Below are 18,678 nucleotides of genomic sequence, written 5' to 3' on the forward strand. Positions count from 1 at the left end.
AAGGGGTCAGAAAGTTTGGAAACCTGCGGAAGCGGCGTCGGCAGGGTTTGCGGCCGCATAGTCCAGGGAGCCGTCGTCGGCATTGACGCTGATGGTCAGCAGCGTCTGCCACTGTTCATGCCGCGGGGCGGTCGCGTCGGGATGGAAGCAGACCACGGAGGACGCGCCCTCGGAAGAGCAGAACTGCTTGGCCCTGTCGGTGACGCCCAGCCCGGTCAGCTCTGTCCGCACCCGCCCAAGGTGGGCCAGTCGCTGGGGCGACAACGCGCCGTCGTCGATTGCGTCGCCCTGCGCCAAGTGCGGATCGAGGAAGTGGTTCGTGTGGAGCAGCCAACCGTCACTGCCGGTATCCACGACGGCACTGCCGGCGGGGGAAACCTCGATGCTCACCGCCCGGCGCGTGGTGCTGGCAGCGGTTGCGGTGAACACCGTGTAGACAGTGGAGGCACTCACCCTGGCTGACGAAGCGATGGCGATCGCGTCGTCGATGCTGGATGCCTCATCGAGGATGCGGCGGGCGATGGCGTGGACCGGCACACCGGCGGACTCGTCATCGCGGCTATGAGCCAGGATGTTGAAGTGCAGGCCAAGGCCCTCGCTGTTCACGCCGATCTTGCCCAGCGTCCCGAACTCGGTGAACGTTTTGGTGATTCGTCCCGGAGAAGGCGTCACCTCCAGCAGCAGTCCCTCTGGAGCGAGGTGGTGGTGCCAGTCCCAGGTTTGCAGGGTCTGCGGGGCCGCTGCCCCGGCAGGTACGTAGACCGCCGTCGAACATTCATGGGAGCCGGGCTTCTTCGGGGCGGCAGCCAAAATCTCTGTACGGGCGTTGACCACACTAAGTTGCCAGATTTCCAGTCCGGCGCCGTCAGCCCATCCCTCCGCTTCTTCGGCAAGAGCGGGGCTCCAGGCGCTGAGGGCCTCGTGGCTCTGCTCGGCGATGGTGCGCACTTTCCGGGCATCGATGCCGAGGGTAGCGAAGAAATCGCCGTAGACCTTTGCGGTGTTGCGTGTTTGCGCTTTCCAGGTGCTGCCGATATCCAGGCCGCGCTCGCGGGGATTGAGCGCGGCGGAAGTATGGCGGTGAAGCTGCATGGGTCTCCTTGAGGGCGCCACCCCGCTTGGGACGGATGGCGCCGGAATGATGTGGATCACTTGTGACGCTCAAAGTACGGAACAAAAACGTTTTTGTGTAGCTGGCTCCGAAGATTTATTCTTGTGGTCGCACATCTGATCCCCAGGAACCACAGATTGGGAGCCAATGGCCCGCGAACTTCAGCACGGAGCCACCATTTGGGATGTTGCCCGCCGGGCGGGAGTCTCCATCACCACGGTGTCGCACTCCCTCAATGGCAAAGGCAACATCAGCCAGGCCACCCGGGAGCGGGTCCGAGCCGTCGCAGCGGAGATGGGCTATGTGGCGGATGCCATGGCGCGTGGGCTGCGAAGCTCGAAGATGAATGCGATCGGGCTCGTCTTCCGTTCCCTGGACAGCCTGGGCAACTACGGCCCCAACGGTGTGGACGTTTTCATGAAACTTGCCGGAGCGGCAGCTGCTGAAACACTCAACCGCAACCTGGGCCTGATGCTGGTACCGGACCTGAGCCGTGGGCCCTTGCCGCCGTTCTCCATGTCCTTGGACGGATACATAGTGTTCGCCCCACACCTGGATGATCCCGTAGTGGCCTTGCTGGAGAAGCGCGGGATTGCCTATGTGACGTGGGATCGCGATCCTGGCCGGCCCGACTTCCGGAACTGGGTGGCGCACGACGACGCTGCATCCACGCGGATTGTCCTGGATCACTTGGCGGCCGCGGGAGCTGGAACCATCGCCTATGTGGGCGGCACCGACAGAAATGCTTGGAACTTCGATTGCGAGGCCGCCTATGTTGCGTGGTGCCTGGAAACCGGAGCTGAGCCAAGGATTTACCACGTTCCCGAACGCGACGGCGTGGAGGGTGGCCAACAGGTGGGCGAACGGATCTTGGCCGATGGGTTACCCGGTGCGGTGTTCTGCCTAACGGGCAGGCACGCCAGCGGCGCAGCCCAGGCCCTGCAAGAGCGGGGAGTCCGCATCCCGGGGGATCTCCTGGTGTGTACGGGATCGGATTCCGAACACTCTCGGCAACACAAGCCCCCAATTTCCGCCCTCGACGTGGATATTCCGGCAGCGGCGGCGGCACTGGTTCAACGGCTATGCGAGGTCATGGAAGGAACCTCGGAGCCGGACCCGGTGCTTCTGGCAGCAAGGTTCCACCACCGCAAATCCACGTCTCCGGGGAAGGCAAGGACCAAGCCGCGTCCAGGGTCCTAAGCAGGCCTGTTCGCCGTCCGTGGAAGCGGGCACGGGCACTATTCCACGTTTGAGACAATTGAGCCATGCAATCTCTCGGTGACCCGCACCCGTCCACGTCCCCCGCCGGCAAAGGCATGTTCAAGGGCTTCCGCATCGGCGGCCTGGGGATGACCGTCGTCATCATCGCTTTCCTGGTAGCCGTCATTTTCGCGGCCAACCAGAACGATGTTGTGGGCTGGGTCGTGGCAGTAGTGGCCTTTGGCTGGCTGGCCCTTGCAACATTCGTGGTGCTGAGTATCCGCAAGGCCGCGCAGCGGGCCGGTGCCAAGTTGACTGAGGCGCAAAATGCTTTCAACGCCGCGGCCGGCCGCGCGCCGTCGTCGTCCGCTGCCGATCATGGTGGCACCAGGGTTGTTGCCGAGCGCAGTCAGGCCGACGAGGTACGCGACCTCAAGCTGGACCACTCATTCAAAATCGTCCAGGTGCAGGTCCGTGTGGTGGACGAGGAACGTGCCAAGGGTGGCGCAGCTGACCAGGACACCATCAACCGCGCCTTGGAAACCATCGCCATTACGGCAACCAACGCACGGGACATGATCAAGTCCTCCGGAGGCTCGGAAGAGCCCATGTCCGGCACCATCATCGACTAGAGTGGACCGGGTGAGTACGGCATTGAAGAAGGACTTCCTTCGCATCGCATCAGTAAACGTCAATGGCCTGCGGGCTGCCTACAAGAACGGCATGGCGGAGTGGCTGGAGCCTCGCGAGGTAGACATTCTCTGCTTGCAGGAAGTCCGGGCCCCTGACGACATCGTCAGGAAGTTGATCGGCGAAGGATGGTACATCCTTCACTCCGAGGCTGAAGCGAAGGGCCGCGCCGGCGTAGCCATCGCGTCCCGCGAGGAGCCGACCGCCACCCGCGTGGGAATTGGCGACGATTACTTCGATACTTCCGGCCGCTGGGTTGAAGCGGACTTCTCCGTCAAAAACAGTGCTGGCGAACCTGCCACCCTCTCCGTGGTCAGTGCCTATGTGCACTCCGGAGAAGTGGGAACTCCCAAGCAGGACGACAAATTCCGGTTCCTGGACGCCATGACTGTCCGGCTGCCGGAACTTGCCAAGCACAGCGACCATGCGCTGGTCGTTGGCGACCTCAACGTCGGACACACCGAACTCGACATCAAGAACTGGAAGGGCAACGTCAAGCGTGCCGGCTTCCTCCCCGAGGAGCGTGCGTACTTTGACCGCTTCCTCGGCGAAGAAATCGGATGGAGGGATGTCCACAGGGGCCTGGCAGGAAATATCGCTGGCCCCTACACCTGGTGGTCCCAGCGCGGTAAGGCCTTTGATACTGACACTGGCTGGCGCATCGACTACCACCTGGCCACTCCTGGTCTCGCAGCAGCCGCTTTCTCGGCTGTGGTTGACCGGGCGCCTTCGTGGGACACCCGCTTCTCTGACCACGCACCGCTGGTAGTCGACTACCGGCTCTAAGCTTCCTAAGGTATTCCTCCATGACTAGTTCCACCACGACTGAAACCGGCACGGCCGCCGCTGATCCCAAGTCCGTGACGTCCACCAAGCTTGCAGTTGGCGCCAAACACCGCGTCCTGTCCGGTATGCAGCCCTCCGCCGACTCGCTGCACCTTGGCAACTACCTGGGTGCCCTGGTGAACTGGGTCCGGATGCAGGACGAGTACGACGCCGTCTACTTCATCCCGGACCTCCACGCGATCACCGTCCCGCAGGATCCCGCAGAACTCGCGCGCCGCACCCGTGTCACCGCGGCCCAGTACATCGCCGGTGGCGTCGACGTGAACAAGTGCACCTTGTTCGTCCAGTCTCAGGTTCCCGAGCACGCCCAGCTGGCATGGGTCCTTAACTGCATCACCGGCATGGGTGAAGCCGCCCGGATGACCCAGTTCAAGGACAAGGCCCAGAAGCAAGGTTCGGACCACGCAAGCGTTGGCTTGTTCACCTACCCCATCCTGCAGGCCGCGGACATCCTCCTGTACCAGCCGCACGGTGTGCCGGTGGGCGAAGATCAGCGTCAGCACGTGGAGCTCAGCAGGGACCTCGCCAACCGCTTCAACAGCCGGTTCGGTGAGACGTTCCAGGTGCCCGAGGCCTTCATCCAGAAGGAATCGGCAAAGATCTACGATCTCCAGAACCCCACGGCCAAGATGTCCAAGTCGGCCGAGTCGCCCGCCGGATTGATCAACCTGCTGGACGATCCCAAGACGGTGGCCAAGCGCATCAAATCGGCAGTCACAGACACCGAGACCGAGATCCGCTACGACCGCGAGAACAAGCCGGGCGTCTCTAACCTGCTCACCATTTACTCTGCCATCAGCGGCACTCCGGTGGAGAAGATCGTGGCGGACTATCAGGGCAAGATGTACGGCCACCTCAAGGTTGACCTCGCGGAGCTGGTCTCCAGCCACTTGGCTCCTATTCGGGAACGCGCCAACGAACTCCTGGCCGATCCGGCGGAACTGGACCGGCTCTTGGCGCTCGGAGCGGACAAGGCCCGTGAGATTGCCTCCGGCACCCTTGCTGATGTCTACTCCAAGGTTGGGTTCCTGCCCTACCGTGGGGATTCCGCACGCGGCGAGCAGGGAGTCCGCTAACTCCATGTGCTCTGCTGGCCAGTTCAACGTCAAGACCGACACCCGTCGTGGTGCCGGTCCGGACGATTCCAGCCAGCTGGCTGTCACCGGTACTGATTGCGGTGCCGGTGACACCATGTGCGTGGGCGTGATCCTTGGGTTCCCACCGGAAATTGCCCGCGAACTCCAAGAGTGGCGGGCCTCCTTCGGTGATCCCATGGCCGAGGTTATCCCCGCCCACATCACGCTGATCACCACAACGCCTACTCAGGACTGGGCCGCCACCCGCGAGCACGTACGGGACGTCGCCAAGACGCAGGAACCGTTCAACATCACTATCTCGGGCACAGGGTCCTTCCGGCCTATCTCGCCTGTGGTGTTCGTCAACGTCGAAGAGGGCTTCGAGGAATGCGTGCAGTTGCACGAGAAACTTCAAAGCGGTCCACTCGAACGCATGCTGCCCTTCCCGTACCACCCACACGTCACGGTGGCCCACGATGTGGCCCAGGAAAATCTCGACGAAGCCGAAACGGTGCTCAGAGATTACCGGGCGACCTTCCCAGTGGTTAGCATGGGACTTTACGAGCACGACACCAATGGAATTTGGCAGCTACGGGAAGAGCTCGACTTTGGCGGCGATACTGACGAAGAACAGCAAGCGGATTCAAGCCACAGAGGCGGACGTTCCTCCGCTGCCAATTGAGCTGGCCAAGCTCAAACTGGAGCTTCTCCGTAAGCGGCAGGACTGGGGCCACGCCAAGCGCTCCGGCGGCGGCCTGCACCAGAAGGCCGGCGCGTTCTTTGCGCTCTTCATGGCCAAACTCAACACCATCCGGCCCATGCGTGCCTTCCAGCATTACACCCGCCAACACGGGCCACTGCTGAGCGCAGGTATCGGCTTCAACATGTTCTTCTCCGTGACCGGTTTGCTCACCACTGGTTTCGCGGTGGCAGGCATCGTGCTGGGCGGAAACCCGGCCCTGCAGAATGCTGTGATCAACAGCGTGGCAGCGGCCGCCCCGGGGCTCCTGCAGGTGAATGGCGGTGAAGGCCTGGTGGATCCACAATCACTGCTCAACCCATCAGGACTTGGGTGGACGGCCCTCATCGCAGCGGTGATCACTGTCTTCGTGTCCCTGGGCTGGATCGCAAGCATCAGGGAAGGACTCCGCGGGGTCATGAGCGCCGACCCCTTGGTACGCAACCCGATTCTTCAAAAGCTCATCGACGCCGGCACTCTGCTGCTCCTCGGTGTCATCCTTGTCATTAGTGCAGGCGTTTCGCTCGTCTTTGGCACGGCGGCGGACTGGCTCATCGAGTTGCTCAAGCTGGACGAGGCCATCACTGGGCCCATCGCTGCGACCGTCAAGATTGTGGTTCCGCTCCTGCTGAACTGCGCGACGGCGGCGGTGCTGTTCCGGATCGCGGGTGGCCTGAAGTTGGGGCGCCGCGCGTTCCTGGAGGGCGTGGTGCTGGCGGGCGTTGGGACCACGGTCCTGCAGTTCTTCAGCACGGAGCTTCTTGCACGCTCCGGCAACAATCCGGTTCTGGCTTCGTTTGCCATCATCATCGGCTTGCTGATCTGGTTCAACCTTGTGAGCCAGGTGTATCTCGTCTCGGCGTCGTGGTCAGCCATTCGCGAAGCTGACACGGAGTCGGGAGAGTCCCCGCGCAAGAAAGTCCTCGGATCGCGTCGGGTAGCGCCTCGCACCTGACAGTTCCAAACGGGAGTCGCCATGAACAACCAGCTGTGGATCGCTTGTCTTGTAGGGGCTGCGGCCGGACTCGTTGTTGGGCAGCTGATTTTCAACTCGCCCTTCCTGGGCATCCTCATTGGTGTTGGTCTCGGCGCGCTGGTTGGGGCGGCCGTGGGACCCCGCCGCGGTTAGCCGGAGAGGTCCCACGGAGCCAGTTTCTGCTGCCGCAGGGCCTCTAGGGCGCCTGCACCAGCCCTTCCCACGCTACGGTCCAGTCGGAGGGGAACCCTGGCGCGTGACACTTCGGTCCGTTATCCCAGCCGGCGGCCATCAGTGCCACCGCGGCCAGAAGACCACCATTACCAGGCAGGTAGAGCGGCAGTGAGTCGGTCTGGCGATTGTGTCCATTGGGGAGGACCGTATTCTTGCCGGCGCCCAGGAGGAGCGCATCAACTGCGGCCTCCGGGTCCTCGAGCCGGGCAGCAGTCATGGCCATCACCGGGTAGTCCCAACCCCAGGTGCTGGCCCAGTCCCAGTCGGCCAGGACGTCGGTGAGCGTCGCGCGCATGATGGCCGGATCAATAAGATCGGTCTGCGGGAGGACTCCGAGAGCGCACAGCATGGACGGGTGGTCGGTGCGGATGGTGAAAGGCTCCACGTCGATCGCTGCGTACACACCGTCAATGACCCGGGGCGGAACCATCCCATCGGCCACCTCCAACCATTCCTGCACGGATTCGAGTCCCAGCCGGTCCCGCCAAGCGGCAGCAGTCCGAAGGCCCCACTGCCAGTACGCCAGTTCAAACGTTGGGTTGGTGACCTTGGCCCGGATGGAGCCGTAGCTTTCCTGCGCCGGAATCAGGGGTGCGCCCAGCTCAAACCCACGTGAGGTGGGATGCGCGAAGCTGGCCATGAAGGCAGCCGATTCGAACACGATCTCCGCGAACTCCTCCAGCACTTCCTGGCTCGGATCGGCCCGGTACACCAGCTCGGCGAGGTGTATGGGGTGGGGCTGCTGCCAGATCAGGAAGGTGCCGATGGGGCTCGGGCTTTCCCTCCCGTCCGGACCTACTTGCTTGGGCCAGCGGACGCCGTCGAATCCTTGCGCCTTGGCCGTCTGGCGTGATGTCTCCAGCACGCTGGTGTACCACCGTAGCGACGGCAGGAGCAGCTCCACCCGGTTCCAGTGAGCAAAGTGCGCGGCGTGCCACCAGTGCATCTCCAGATGAAAACGGCCACGCCACGAGTTACAGACCAGCCCTGTTTCCTGCGGAGGCAACGAGCCTGAACAATTGATGGCCGTCAGGTACTGGGACAACACGATCCTGCGCTCCAGTTCCTTGGCCCGGGGATCATCTGTGGCATCAAGCTCGATTGCCCCGCCCGAGGACCAGAACTCCGGCCAGTAGGACGCGGATGCCTCCATGACGGATCGTGCAGCTGAAAGCTCGACGCCGTTGCCCGCCTTCGTGGAGCGGGTTGGCTGGTGTGTTTGACTGGCGTGCCTGTTGTTGCCTCTGGGGATGCAGTCACCATCCCCGGCGGAAACGAAAGCAACGGTGAAGTCCAGGACGCCATCGGAACCGCTGGGGGAGACCCGTAGCCGGTGCTGTTCGGTCTGCTCCACCGCAAGGTCCGCACCGGTGATCACCACTTGATAGCGGGAATCGTCCAGTTCGCGGTGGGCTGTCCAAACCGCTGGGGAGTGGTGGTCTTGCACAGGCGATGGTTCGCTCAGCGTTGTGGTGTGCGCGTCCGGGCTGTTCCAGTCCGCGGCATCATGCCAGGCTTCGGAACCGTACGGGAATCCGATACCCACAACCAAGCCGGCACCAAGCGCCGGCGACTCAACGCGGAACGCGAGCTCATCGCGGTCCGGGTGGCACGCCGTCGTGACCTTCACCGGGCGCCCGGCCACGGTGAAGCGGCTTGTCACCACTCCTGTCCAGAGATCCAGAGTTTGTTCAGTACCGGTGATGTCTGCTGGGATGAGCGGACGTTCGGTTCCGTCCTCCATCCAGCGGAAGCCAACGCGTCCCAGGTCCAGGCGATGAGAGTTAGCGCGGAGCCATGTTTCTGCTTGGGAGGTGTCCGTCTCGCGGTCGTTGACGATGTCGCCCACCATATCCACGTAAGGCACAGGACCTCGCGGCGAATCATAGAGGACGGTGGAAGCAGCCAAGTGGTAGGGCTCCGGGGGCGGAACCGAGTGCCAACCCCACTGCGCCTGAGTGCCGAGCAATGTTCCCGGTGGCAGCTCGTCGCGGGCGCCCACGGGGTAGGCCTCAGGCAATGATTGCAGGCCGGTGAGATCCATGGTGAACGCAAACTCGCCGTTGCCCACTGAAACAGGGCTTCGGGGGTCGAGGCGTTCCTGGTGGACGTTGTGGCGCTGAACCAGTGCCTTGCGATCGATGGGGGAGTCTCCGGAAGGGGAGTCCGATTCCAGCTCCACGGTGTCCTCAAGCTCTGTGAGCGGGAAGAACGCCGCCCGCTCGTGCGGACTCTTGTTGGGCTGGTGGAGCGTCAGGAACAGGCTGCCGTCGAGGTCCCGGCCGATCATGCCGTGCCCGCCATCGGTGCTCCAGAGGGGTTCTGGTTCCTGGACCCAGGGCCCCACAACTGTTCCGGATTGGCTTCGCGCGATTCCCATGGCGTAGCCCTGATCGCCGAAGCTGGACCAGAGCATGATGAGCTTCCCGCTGGAAAGCCGGAAGAGGAACGGGCCGTCGGTGACGTACACGGGAAACTCCCTGTTCCGGACTGAAGGGACGTCCAGGGCGCGGGACCATGGAGCCTCCGAAGCACTGAAGAGGAAGACCGGTTCACCCTCAGCGGTCCGCAGGTCAGGGCTAAGCCGCTGCGCCATCATGGTGCCGTCGTGGACCTGCTTCCACTCGTGGCAGAACACCATCCACGGGTTCCCTTCATGGTCCACATGGAGCGTTCCGTCCAGGCACTCCCAGTCGCCGGGAGTGACCGGACCATCGCTCCATGGCTCGTAGGGGCCCTCTGGCTTGTTCGCTGAAAGTATCTGCGTTCCCCGGGCATGCCCAGGAGCGGTGAACGTTGCAAACATAAAATACCGCCCGTGGTACTCATGGACCTCGGGCGCCCAATACTGCTCGTGGCTCCAGAAGTCGGGGGATGGGCGGAAGGCAGGCAGCGGACCCTCCCATGTCTCCAGATCGGTGCTTCGGTAGCAGTCGAAGCCTGTGGCCGGTCCCGACCAAATGTTCTTGTCAGTGCTTCCGAAGAGGAGATACTCCCCGGATTCCGGCAGGGTGAGGACGAAGGGATCCCGGATCTGGATCTGGTCCAAGTGGTGGGTCAAAGCGTGCTCCTTTGCAGGCCTAAATAGTTCACGGTGGAAACTATTGACGAATATACACTGCCTTGATACGTTTCAGGAACCGTTTTCTTGAGTCTGAAAGAAGCTTACCCAATGGCGCGTAAATCTCCCCGCAGTATCCGAAAATCCATTGCATTCTTCACTGCGGTGGGCCTGCTTGGCCTCACCACAGCGTGTTCCAGCCCGTCGTCCAACCAGCCCGAGGATGGCCCGGTCGAGATTCGGTTTTCGTGGTGGGGCAACGCCACCCGTGCCGAACTGACCAACAAGGCCATCAAGGAATTCGAGGCAGCCAACCCCAACATCAAGGTCAAGCCCGAGTACGGGGACATCGGAGGCTACTTCGACAAACTGGCTACCCAGGTCGCGGCCAACGACGCCCCCGATGTCATCACCATGGGTGGCGCCTACCCGGCGGAATACGCCAACCGTGGCGCGCTGCTGGATCTGTCCAAGGTCGAAGGACCGCTGGACCTCTCAAGAATGGATCAGGGGGCCTTGGAAAACGGTCAGGTCCAAGGTAAGCAGTACGGTGTCTCAACGGGCGCCAATGCCCTGGCCATCGTGGTCAACCCCGCCGTCTTCCAAGCTGCTGGCGTTGCCCTTCCGGACGACAGCAAGTGGTCCTGGGACGACTTCGCAAAGACAGCCGAGGACATCACTGCCAAGAGTCCCAAGGGAACCTACGGCACCGCCACCGTCCTCACCCATGATTCACTGGATGCCTTCGCCCGCCAACGCGGCGAATCCCTGTACACGCAGGATGGCCAGCTGGGACTGAGCAAGGAAACCGTTCAGGACTACTTCGATTTCTCCGTCAAGCTCAGTGAGTCCGGGGCAGCCCCCAGTGCTTCCGAAACTGTGGAGAAGCTCAACGTCAGCACCGAGCAGACACTCATGGGGATGGGGCAGGCCGGCATGATGCTCACTTGGACCAACTCCTTGACCGCCCTCAGCAAAGCCTCCGGCGCTGAACTCAAGCTGCTCAAACTGCCCGGCGAGACCCCAACCCCCGGCATCTGGCTTCAGTCATCGCAGTTCTACACCATCTCCGCCCGCAGCAAGCACACGGACGCTGCAGCAAAGCTGGTCAGCTTCCTCGTCAACAATGAGGCTGCCGCCAAGATCATCCAGAGCGACCGCGGCGTGCCCAGTAACTCCGGCATGCGCACGGCCATCCAAGACCTTCTGACACCTCAGGGCAAGGTGGAAGCCGCCTACATAGATCAGATCGGCAAGATGGACTTCGCGCCAACATTCATCGGTCCCACCGGTTCAACGGCAGTCTCCGAGATCACGGCACGCATCAACACCGAGGTCCTGTTCAAGAGGCTGAGCCCGGAGAAGGCCGCCGAGCAGTGGTTGAGCGAAAGCAAAGCGGCCATCGGCAAGTAGGCACCCATGTAGGTAGCAGATCAGGTCGTTACGAACGCTCATAACGGCCTGATCTGCTACTCAGTTGGGCGTGCAGGGCGCCTTAGTTGGCGTCCTGGACCTCAAGGTACGGGTCTGCCCAGGCTCCGATGATCCGGGCAACCCGTGCCGCCTGGCCCTTCCCGGTGAGGAGATGCTCGCTGCCCTCCAAGGAGATAAAACTCCGGGGATGACGGGCAGTACGGAAAATTTCACTGGCGTTGTCGATCCCCACGGTGTTGTCAGTGGGGGAGTGCATCACCATGAGCGGCTTGTGAAGGGTGCGGATGCAATCGCGCAGATCAGCGCGTTCCACGTCCTCCACAAAGTGGCGCCGAACCTCCATGGGCCTACCGCCCAGGTCCACCACAGCGCTGCCATCGCGCAGGATGGAGTCGATCTCGGTGTCAAACATGTGCTCAACATGCTTGGGCTCGTAGGGCGCGGCAACGGTTACCACGGCGTTCAGGCCGGGGATGTCGCGGGCTGCGGCCAGCACGGCGGCACCCCCAAAGGAGTGGCCCACCAGGAGCGAGATTCCCCTGCCTTGGTCCTGCATGAAGGTGGCAGCCAGGATGGTGTCGGCTACCTTGACACTGAAGGAGCCGGCCGACCATTCACCGGCGGAGCCGCCCAGGCCCAGGTTGTCGAAGCGGAGCATTCCAATGCCCTGATCCCCGAGCCCTTTGCAGATGCGTGACGCTGCCGGGCTGTCCTTGCCGAGAGTCAGGCCGTGGGAGTACAAACCCCAACCGCGCACGGGTCCCTCGGGCACGTCCACGATGCCGGCCAAGGTGTCGCCGGTGCTTCCGGTGAAGCTGATCTTCTCAGAGCGTGACACGCTGATCTCCTTGCGTTGGGGTGTCGATTTGAGGCGACGGCTGCGGCTGATTAACGACGACGGCGCCACTCACCATCAGTGGTGAGCGGCGCCGTCGTCGTGCTTGTTCTTAGGTGAACGCTGAACTAGATCTTGCGGGCCAGAATGGCCTGCTTGACCTCGGCGATTGCCTGGGTCACCTGGATGCCACGGGGGCATGCTTCCGAGCAGTTGAAGGTGGTGCGGCAACGCCACACGCCTTCTTTGTCGTTCAGGATCTCAAGGCGCATGTCGCCGGCGTCATCGCGGGAATCGAAGATGAAGCGGTGGGCGTTGACGATCGCGGCCGGACCGAAGTACTGGCCGTCGGTCCAGAAGACCGGGCAGGACGAGGTGCAGGCAGCGCAGAGGATGCACTTGGTGGTGTCATCAAAGCGCTCACGGTCTTCAACGGACTGCAGACGTTCCTTGGTGGGCTCGTGGCCCTTGTTGATCAGGAACGGCATGACTTCGCGGAAGGACTGGAAGAACGGTTCCATGTCCACAATCAGGTCCTTCTCCACAGGGAGGCCCTTGATCGGCTCGACGGTGATGGGCTTGGTGGTGTCCAGGTCCTTCAGCAGCGTCTTGCACGCGAGGCGGTTGCGGCCGTTGATGCGCATGGCATCGGAGCCACACACACCGTGGGCGCAGGAGCGACGGAAGGAAACGCTGCCGTCAATCTCCCACTTGACCTTGTGGAGGGCATCCAACACGCGGTCCGTGCCGTACATGGTCAGCTTGTAGTCATCCCAGCGTGCCTCGTCCGAAATCTCGGGATCGTAGCGGCGCACGCGCAGCGTGATGTGGAACGTGGGAATTTCACCGTCGCCGGCAACGCTTGCCGGGAGCTCGATCTTGGAAGCGGGCTCTGCCATTTCGGTCGTCATTAGTACTTACGCTCCATCGGCTCGTAACGGGTGAAGATGACGGGCTTCGTCTCAAGACGGATGCCCGCGACGGATTCCGCCGAGGAGTCGACGGTGACGGAGTTGTCCAGGTAAGCCATGGAGTGCTTCATGAACTTTTCGTCATTGCGGTCCGGGAAGTCTTCGCGGTAGTGGCCACCACGGGACTCTTCACGGTGCAGTGCACCAACGGTCATGACCTTGGCCATGTCCAGCAGGAAGCCCAGTTCCACTGCTTCCAGGAGATCCAGGTTGAAGCGCTTGCCCTTGTCCTGAACGGTGACGTGCTTGTACCGCTCTTCGAAGGACTCGATGTCGCGGAGGACCTGCTCCAAGGATTCCTTGGTGCGGAACACCTGCATGTTGGCGTCCATGGTGTCCTGCAGTTCCTTACGGATCTGCGCAACACGCTCGGTGCCGTTGCCCTCCAGCAAGCCGCTGAGGATGCCGCGGGTCATAGCCTCGGGATCCTCGGGGAGCTCCACGTAGTCGGCCGTCTTCGAGTACTCCGCAGCGGCGATGCCGGCGCGCTTACCGAACACGTTGATGTCCAGGAGCGAGTTGGTGCCCAGACGATTGGAGCCGTGAACGGACACACAAGCAACTTCACCGGCTGCATAGAGGCCCGGGACGATCGTGTCGTTGTCCTGAAGCACTTCAGTGGTGATGTTGGTGGGGATGCCACCCATGGCGTAGTGAGCCGTGGGGAACACGGGAACGGGATCGGTGAACGGTTCCACACCAAGGTAGGTGCGGGCGAACTCCGTGATGTCCGGAAGCTTGGCCTCGATGTGTGCAGGCTCAAGGTGGGTCAGGTCCAACAGGACGTAGTCCTTGTTCGGACCACAACCGCGGCCTTCACGCACCTCGTTGGCCATGGCGCGGGCCACGATGTCACGGGGTGCAAGGTCCTTGATGGTGGGGGCGTAGCGCTCCATGAAGCGCTCACCTTCCGAGTTACGCAGGATGGCACCTTCACCACGTGCACCCTCGGTAAGGAGGATGCCCAGGCCGGCGAGGCCGGTCGGGTGGAACTGGAAGAACTCCATGTCTTCCAGGGGGATGCCACGGCGGAACGCAATGCCCATGCCGTCGCCCGTGAGGGTGTGTGCGTTGGACGTGGTCTTGAAGACCTTGCCGGCGCCGCCGGAGGCGAACACAACAGACTTGGCCTGGAAGACGTGCAGTTCGCCGGAGGCGAGGTCGTAGGAGACCACGCCGGCAACACGCTTCTGCTTGTACGGGGTACCGTCTTCGCGTACTGCGTCCTCTTCGACGATCAGCAGGTCAAGGACGTAGTACTCGTTGTAGAACTCAACGTTGTGCTTGACGCAGTTTTGGTACAGCGTCTGCAGGATCATGTGACCGGTACGGTCAGCTGCGTAACACGCACGGCGGACGGGTGCCTTGCCGTGATCGCGGGTGTGGCCACCGAAGCGGCGCTGGTCAATCCGGCCCTCGGGCGTGCGGTTGAACGGCAGACCCATCTTTTCCAGGTCCAGCACGGCGTCAATGGCTTCCTTCGCCATGACCTCGGCGGCATCCTGGTCAACCAGGTAGTCGCCACCCTTGATGGTGTCAAAGGTGTGCCATTCCCAGTTGTCTTCTTCGACGTTGGCTAGTGCTGCGCACATTCCACCCTGGGCTGCACCGGTGTGCGAGCGGGTGGGGTAGAGCTTGGTCAGTACCGCGGTGCGTGCTCGCTGACCGGATTCGATCGCGGCGCGCATGCCGGCGCCACCTGCACCGACAATGACGACGTCGTACTTATGGACCTGCATACCAGATGCTCTCTCTTTCAAAAATTCAGATGGTCGGCGGAGGCTGCTCCGCTACGTCAGGCGAACCGGTTCACTCACTGGGAGCCACCGGGAAGCGCCGCTACGGGGCCGGGCAGAAACCGCCAGGCAACTGAACGCCGTCGACGACGGGGCACGGGTTGAAGGTGAAGATCACCAGCGTGCCAAGGATGATGATGACCAGGGTGGCCGCGTAGAGGACCATCTTGAGCCAGAAACGCGTGGAGTCCTTCTCGGCGTAGTCGTTGATGATGGTGCGGACGCCGTTGGTGCCGTGCAGCATGGCAAGCCACAGCATGGCGAGATCCCAGAACTGCCAGAACGGATCGGCCCACTTACCTGCAACAAAGCCGAAGTCGATTGCGTGGATGCCCTCGCCCACCAGCAGGTTCACGAACAGGTGGCCGAAGATCAGCACCACCAGGATGATGCCGGAGAGGCGCATGAAGAGCCAGGCGATCATTTCGAAGTTGCCACGGCTGGAGCCGGTGCGGTTGTACTTCGGTGTGATCTTGCCGCTGCGCGGAGATTCGATGGTTGTCATGGCTTAGTGGCCTCCCAGCGCAAGGGAAAGGTGGCGGATGGCGAAGCCTGCGAACGTGACAAGCCACAGCGCAAGCACGACCCAGAGCAACTGGCGCTGGTACTTTGCGCCCTTCTTCCAGAAGTCAATGGCGATCACACGCAGGCCGTTAAAGGCGTGGAAAATGATCGCGGCGACCAGGCCCGTTTCACCCAGGGCCATGAGGGGGTTCTTGTAGGCACCAATGACGGCGGTGTAAGCCTCCGGGGACACGCGCACCAATGAGGTGTCCAACACATGGACCAACAAGAAGAAAAAGATCACTACACCTGTAATGCGGTGTCCAACCCAGGACCACATGCCTTCACGGCCGCGGTACAAGGTGCCAGCTGGTTTTGTCGGCACTGATTAAACCTTCCTGCAACACAGCGGCGCTGGCATGGGATCCACGCGGGGGGAACGCCTGCTGCGAGAGCACTCGTAGCTCACGCCTAAATCTAGGCTTCGCTCACAGCATATTCAATTTAGGACGGGCTTCTCTCCTTGTTAATTCCATGTTTCCTGCCGATATTCAGGCGTTTTGTGGCCACTGCCTGAGACGAACGCCACACGTGTGTCCTGCTGCAGGGCTTCCCGCCAGCACAGGATAAAGTGTTGCGGTGAGTACAGAAGACGCGAATTACCCGGAATCGCCATTGAACCGCTTCCATGCGGTTATTCCGGCGGGCGGTGTGGGGACCCGGCTTTGGCCACTCTCGCGTGCCGCTGCGCCCAAGTTCCTCCACGACCTGACCGGTTCCGGCAGCACGTTGTTGAGGGCTACCTACGACCGCCTGGAACCCCTGGCCGGTGAACGGGTCCTTGTTGTGACCGGCGAGGCGCACCGCGCCGCCGTATGCCGCCAACTCCCCGAAATAGGGGACGACGAACTGGTGCTGGAAAGCGAGCCCAAGGACTCCGGCGCCGCCATCGGCCTTGCCGCCGCCATCCTTTACCGCCGCGATCCGGAAACCATCATGGGTTCCTTCGCTGCGGACCAGGTCATCAGCCCGGACGATCTCTTCCTGGAGACCGTGCGCGAGGCCATCTTCACCGCGGCCACTGGCAAGATCGTCACCATCGGCATCAAACCGACCCACCCCTCCACCGGCTTCGGTTACATCCGTTCAGGCGCTGCCCTCAACGTCGAAGGTGCTCCGAACGCACTTGCCGTGGCTGAGTTCGTTGAGAAGCCCAGCCAGGAAGTTGCCAACAAGTACGTCGAGGCAGGGGACTACGTCTGGAACGCCGGCATGTTCGTGGCTCCCGTAGCCCTCATGCTCAAGCACCTTGAGGCGAACCAGCCGGAGCTCTTCGCAGGCTTGCAGGAAATTGCCGAGGCCTGGGACACGCCCCAGCGCGCAGAAGTGACCTCCCGTGTGTGGCCGACGCTGCCGAAGATTGCCATTGATTACGCCGTTGCGGAGCCCGCAGCGGAAGCCGGCGATGTCGCCGTCGTGCCTGGCACATTCCGGTGGGACGATGTTGGCGACTTCGCAGCGATCGGCCGCCTGAACAACGCAGGTGACGTTGATGAAGTGACGGTGCTTGGCGAGGGCGCACGGGTGTTCGCCGAGAACGCCAGCGGCGTGGTGGTTTCCGATACCAAGCGCGTCATCGCCTTGATCGGCATCAAGGACGTGGTCATTGTGGACACTCCGGACGCGCTCCTGGTCACCACCAAGGAACACGCACAGCTGGTCAAGGGCACTGTTGACGCCCTGAAAGCCAGCGGCGATACGGACGTGCTGTAGTACATCTGCCTTATACCGTGAGCCACCTCTTTGGTTGTCCTGCGTCTGAACGCAGCGTAACCAAGAGGTGGCTTTCGTTCTTCAGGAGCCGCGCATGGCTAGAGTTGTGACGTGCGCAATTACACCACTGAAACCGAGCCCGCTCCCGTTGTGAGTCCTTGGGTTGATGAACTGCTCCCCGGACTCATCGAATTCCGGCGCGACCTCCATGCGCACCCGGAGTTGTCCTTCAAGGAGTTCCGCACCACGGACAAGCTTGTGGAGCGGCTGGAAGCAGCCGGGTTGAAGCCGCGGCGGTTGGAGGAGACCGGGCTGACGGTTGACGTGGGCGAGGGCCCCATTGCCACGGCTCTCCGCGGGGACATTGACGCACTGCCCATCATTGAGGAAACCGGTCTGCCGTTCGCCTCGAAGAACCATGGCGTCACCCACGCATGCGGCCACGATGTCCACACCACTGCCATGCTCGGCATTGCCCTCACGCTCCAGCGGATGCACAAGAACAATCCTCTGGGCGGCACGGTCCGGATCATTTTCCAGCCAGCCGAGGAGACCATGCCGGGAGGTGCGCTGTCCTGCATTGAGCAGGGAGTGCTGGAAGGCGTGCCGCGCATCCTGGCACTGCATTGTGACCCCCGGATTAACGTGGGCCAGATCGGCACCCGCATCGGTGCCATCACCTCGGCCTCGGACACCATCAAAATTGAGCTCTCAGGCCGCGGCGGCCACACGTCACGGCCGCACCTGACTGAGGACCTCGTGTTCGCGCTGGCGCAAATTGCGGTCAACGTTCCGGCCGTCCTTTCCCGGCGGGTGGACGTACGCAGTGGCGTATCGGTGGTCTGGGGCCAAATCTCTGCCGGGTCCGCACCCAACGCCATCCCGGGCTCCGGCTACATGGCAGGCACCATGCGCTGCCTGGATCGCGATGCCTGGCATAGTGCGGGGGAGTTGCTGGACGACGTCGTGCGGCAGGTTGCCGCGCCCTATGGCGTGGACGTGCACCTGGAACACACCCGTGGCGTGCCGCCCGTGGTGAACTCGGAACACGAGACGGCCCTCATCGAAGCCTCGGCCCGCGCTGAGCTGGGTGAGAACGCAGTGGTCCTCACTCCGCAGTCCATGGGCGGCGAGGACTTCGCCTGGTTCCTGGCCGACCTTCCGGGAGCCATGATGCGCCTGGGAACGCACACTCCCGGCGGCGAAGAGTACGACCTCCACCGCGGCGACTTCATTGTTGACGAACGCGCCCTCGGCTACGCCATCCGCGTCCTGACCGCGGCTGCCCTGCGTACCATCCGCGACCTCGAGCAGTAAACCCAACTGAGTAGCAGTTGAGGTCGTTCTGAGCGCGCTGAATCATGCGGTGATCGCAACACCTGAATATTGAAGGGTGTCGATTGCCATGGTGAAGTTCACGAATCGTTTGGTC

General features: G+C 62.4%; 17 protein-coding genes and 1 pseudogene. 10 read left to right on the forward strand and 8 right to left on the reverse strand.

Features of this window, described 5'->3' with window-relative positions; all coding sequences use genetic code 11:
- Positions 1-6: 6 nt before the first annotated feature.
- Positions 7-1,092, reverse strand: a complete 1,086-nt coding sequence (locus ACIQH5_RS21155) for a C45 family autoproteolytic acyltransferase/hydolase (RefSeq protein ID WP_400407401.1) — start codon at positions 1,090-1,092, stop codon at positions 7-9.
- Between the two features lie 166 nt (positions 1,093-1,258).
- On the opposite strand from ACIQH5_RS21155, the gene ACIQH5_RS21160 reads away from it, so the two are divergent.
- The 7 genes from ACIQH5_RS21160 to ACIQH5_RS21190 all read left to right on the forward strand — a co-directional run bounded on the left by ACIQH5_RS21160 (position 1,259) and on the right by ACIQH5_RS21190 (position 6,791).
- Entirely contained in the window at positions 1,259-2,311 is a 1,053-nt protein-coding gene (locus ACIQH5_RS21160) for a LacI family DNA-binding transcriptional regulator (protein ID WP_400407403.1), read from the forward strand.
- Positions 2,312-2,376: 65 nt separating this feature from the next.
- A complete protein-coding gene (locus ACIQH5_RS21165) occupies positions 2,377-2,943 on the forward strand; it encodes a hypothetical protein (RefSeq protein ID WP_024820053.1) in 567 nt (188 codons plus the stop codon).
- A 10-nt stretch (positions 2,944-2,953) separates the two neighbouring features.
- Complete coding sequence (locus ACIQH5_RS21170; RefSeq protein WP_400407405.1) at positions 2,954-3,787, forward strand: exodeoxyribonuclease III; 834 nt, start codon at positions 2,954-2,956, stop codon at positions 3,785-3,787.
- A 20-nt stretch (positions 3,788-3,807) separates the two neighbouring features.
- Positions 3,808-4,923 (forward strand): tryptophan--tRNA ligase, encoded by a 1,116-nt coding sequence (gene trpS, locus ACIQH5_RS21175; protein ID WP_400407407.1) that lies wholly within the window; start codon positions 3,808-3,810, stop codon positions 4,921-4,923.
- Between the two features lie 4 nt (positions 4,924-4,927).
- Positions 4,928-5,605 (forward strand): 2'-5' RNA ligase family protein, encoded by a 678-nt coding sequence (locus ACIQH5_RS21180; protein WP_400407409.1) that lies wholly within the window; start codon positions 4,928-4,930, stop codon positions 5,603-5,605.
- A complete protein-coding gene (locus ACIQH5_RS21185; protein ID WP_400407411.1) occupies positions 5,532-6,617 on the forward strand; it encodes a YihY/virulence factor BrkB family protein in 1,086 nt (361 codons plus the stop codon). Before ACIQH5_RS21180 ends, ACIQH5_RS21185 begins: the two co-directional genes overlap by 74 nt.
- Positions 6,618-6,638: 21 nt before the next feature.
- Positions 6,639-6,791, forward strand: a complete 153-nt coding sequence (locus tag ACIQH5_RS21190; RefSeq protein WP_400407413.1) for a hypothetical protein — start codon at positions 6,639-6,641, stop codon at positions 6,789-6,791.
- A gap of 43 nt (positions 6,792-6,834) precedes the next feature.
- Here the strand turns inward: ACIQH5_RS21190 and ACIQH5_RS21195 are convergent, their stop codons facing one another.
- Together ACIQH5_RS21195 and ACIQH5_RS21200 are read right to left on the reverse strand one after the other, a co-directional pair.
- Positions 6,835-9,015 (reverse strand): hypothetical protein, encoded by a 2,181-nt coding sequence (locus ACIQH5_RS21195; RefSeq protein WP_400407426.1) that lies wholly within the window; start codon positions 9,013-9,015, stop codon positions 6,835-6,837.
- Positions 9,016-9,117: 102 nt separating this feature from the next.
- Positions 9,118-9,933: pseudogene (locus tag ACIQH5_RS21200) on the reverse strand (glycoside hydrolase family 43 protein); the annotation flags it as partial.
- A 111-nt stretch (positions 9,934-10,044) separates the two neighbouring features.
- Between ACIQH5_RS21200 and ACIQH5_RS21205 the strand changes: the two are divergent.
- Entirely contained in the window at positions 10,045-11,346 is a 1,302-nt protein-coding gene (locus ACIQH5_RS21205; protein ID WP_400407415.1) for an ABC transporter substrate-binding protein, read from the forward strand.
- 82 nt (positions 11,347-11,428) lie between these two features.
- On the opposite strand, the gene ACIQH5_RS21210 is transcribed toward ACIQH5_RS21205, so the two are convergent.
- The 5 genes from ACIQH5_RS21210 to sdhC all read right to left on the reverse strand — a co-directional run bounded on the left by ACIQH5_RS21210 (position 11,429) and on the right by sdhC (position 15,858).
- Complete coding sequence (locus ACIQH5_RS21210) at positions 11,429-12,205, reverse strand: alpha/beta hydrolase family protein (protein WP_400407417.1); 777 nt, start codon at positions 12,203-12,205, stop codon at positions 11,429-11,431.
- A 125-nt stretch (positions 12,206-12,330) separates the two neighbouring features.
- Positions 12,331-13,113 (reverse strand): succinate dehydrogenase iron-sulfur subunit, encoded by a 783-nt coding sequence (locus ACIQH5_RS21215; protein ID WP_011773975.1) that lies wholly within the window; start codon positions 13,111-13,113, stop codon positions 12,331-12,333.
- Positions 13,113-14,912 carry a succinate dehydrogenase flavoprotein subunit gene (gene sdhA, locus ACIQH5_RS21220; RefSeq protein WP_400407419.1) on the reverse strand — a complete coding sequence of 600 codons (1,800 nt, stop codon included), beginning with the start codon at positions 14,910-14,912 and terminating at the stop codon, positions 13,113-13,115. The genes ACIQH5_RS21215 and sdhA overlap by 1 nt, the downstream gene beginning before the upstream one ends.
- 100 nt (positions 14,913-15,012) lie before the next feature.
- Entirely contained in the window at positions 15,013-15,474 is a 462-nt protein-coding gene (locus ACIQH5_RS21225) for a succinate dehydrogenase hydrophobic membrane anchor subunit (protein WP_400407420.1), read from the reverse strand.
- 3 nt (positions 15,475-15,477) lie between these two features.
- Positions 15,478-15,858 (reverse strand): succinate dehydrogenase, cytochrome b556 subunit, encoded by a 381-nt coding sequence (sdhC, locus tag ACIQH5_RS21230; protein ID WP_011773978.1) that lies wholly within the window; start codon positions 15,856-15,858, stop codon positions 15,478-15,480.
- Between the two features lie 254 nt (positions 15,859-16,112).
- Between sdhC and ACIQH5_RS21235 the strand changes: the two genes are divergently transcribed.
- Together ACIQH5_RS21235 and ACIQH5_RS21240 are read left to right on the forward strand one after the other, a co-directional pair.
- Positions 16,113-17,246: a mannose-1-phosphate guanylyltransferase gene (locus ACIQH5_RS21235; protein WP_400407422.1), complete on the forward strand. Its 1,134-nt coding sequence runs from the start codon at positions 16,113-16,115 to the stop codon at positions 17,244-17,246.
- 111 nt (positions 17,247-17,357) lie between these two features.
- On the forward strand, positions 17,358-18,563 hold the full coding sequence (locus ACIQH5_RS21240; protein WP_024820064.1) for an amidohydrolase: 1,206 nt from the start codon (positions 17,358-17,360) through the stop codon (positions 18,561-18,563).
- Positions 18,564-18,678 lie beyond the last annotated feature (115 nt).

It is taken from the genome of Paenarthrobacter sp. NPDC091711 (genome assembly GCF_044756605.1).
In the GTDB taxonomy this organism is placed as follows: Bacteria; Actinomycetota; Actinomycetes; order Actinomycetales; family Micrococcaceae; genus Arthrobacter.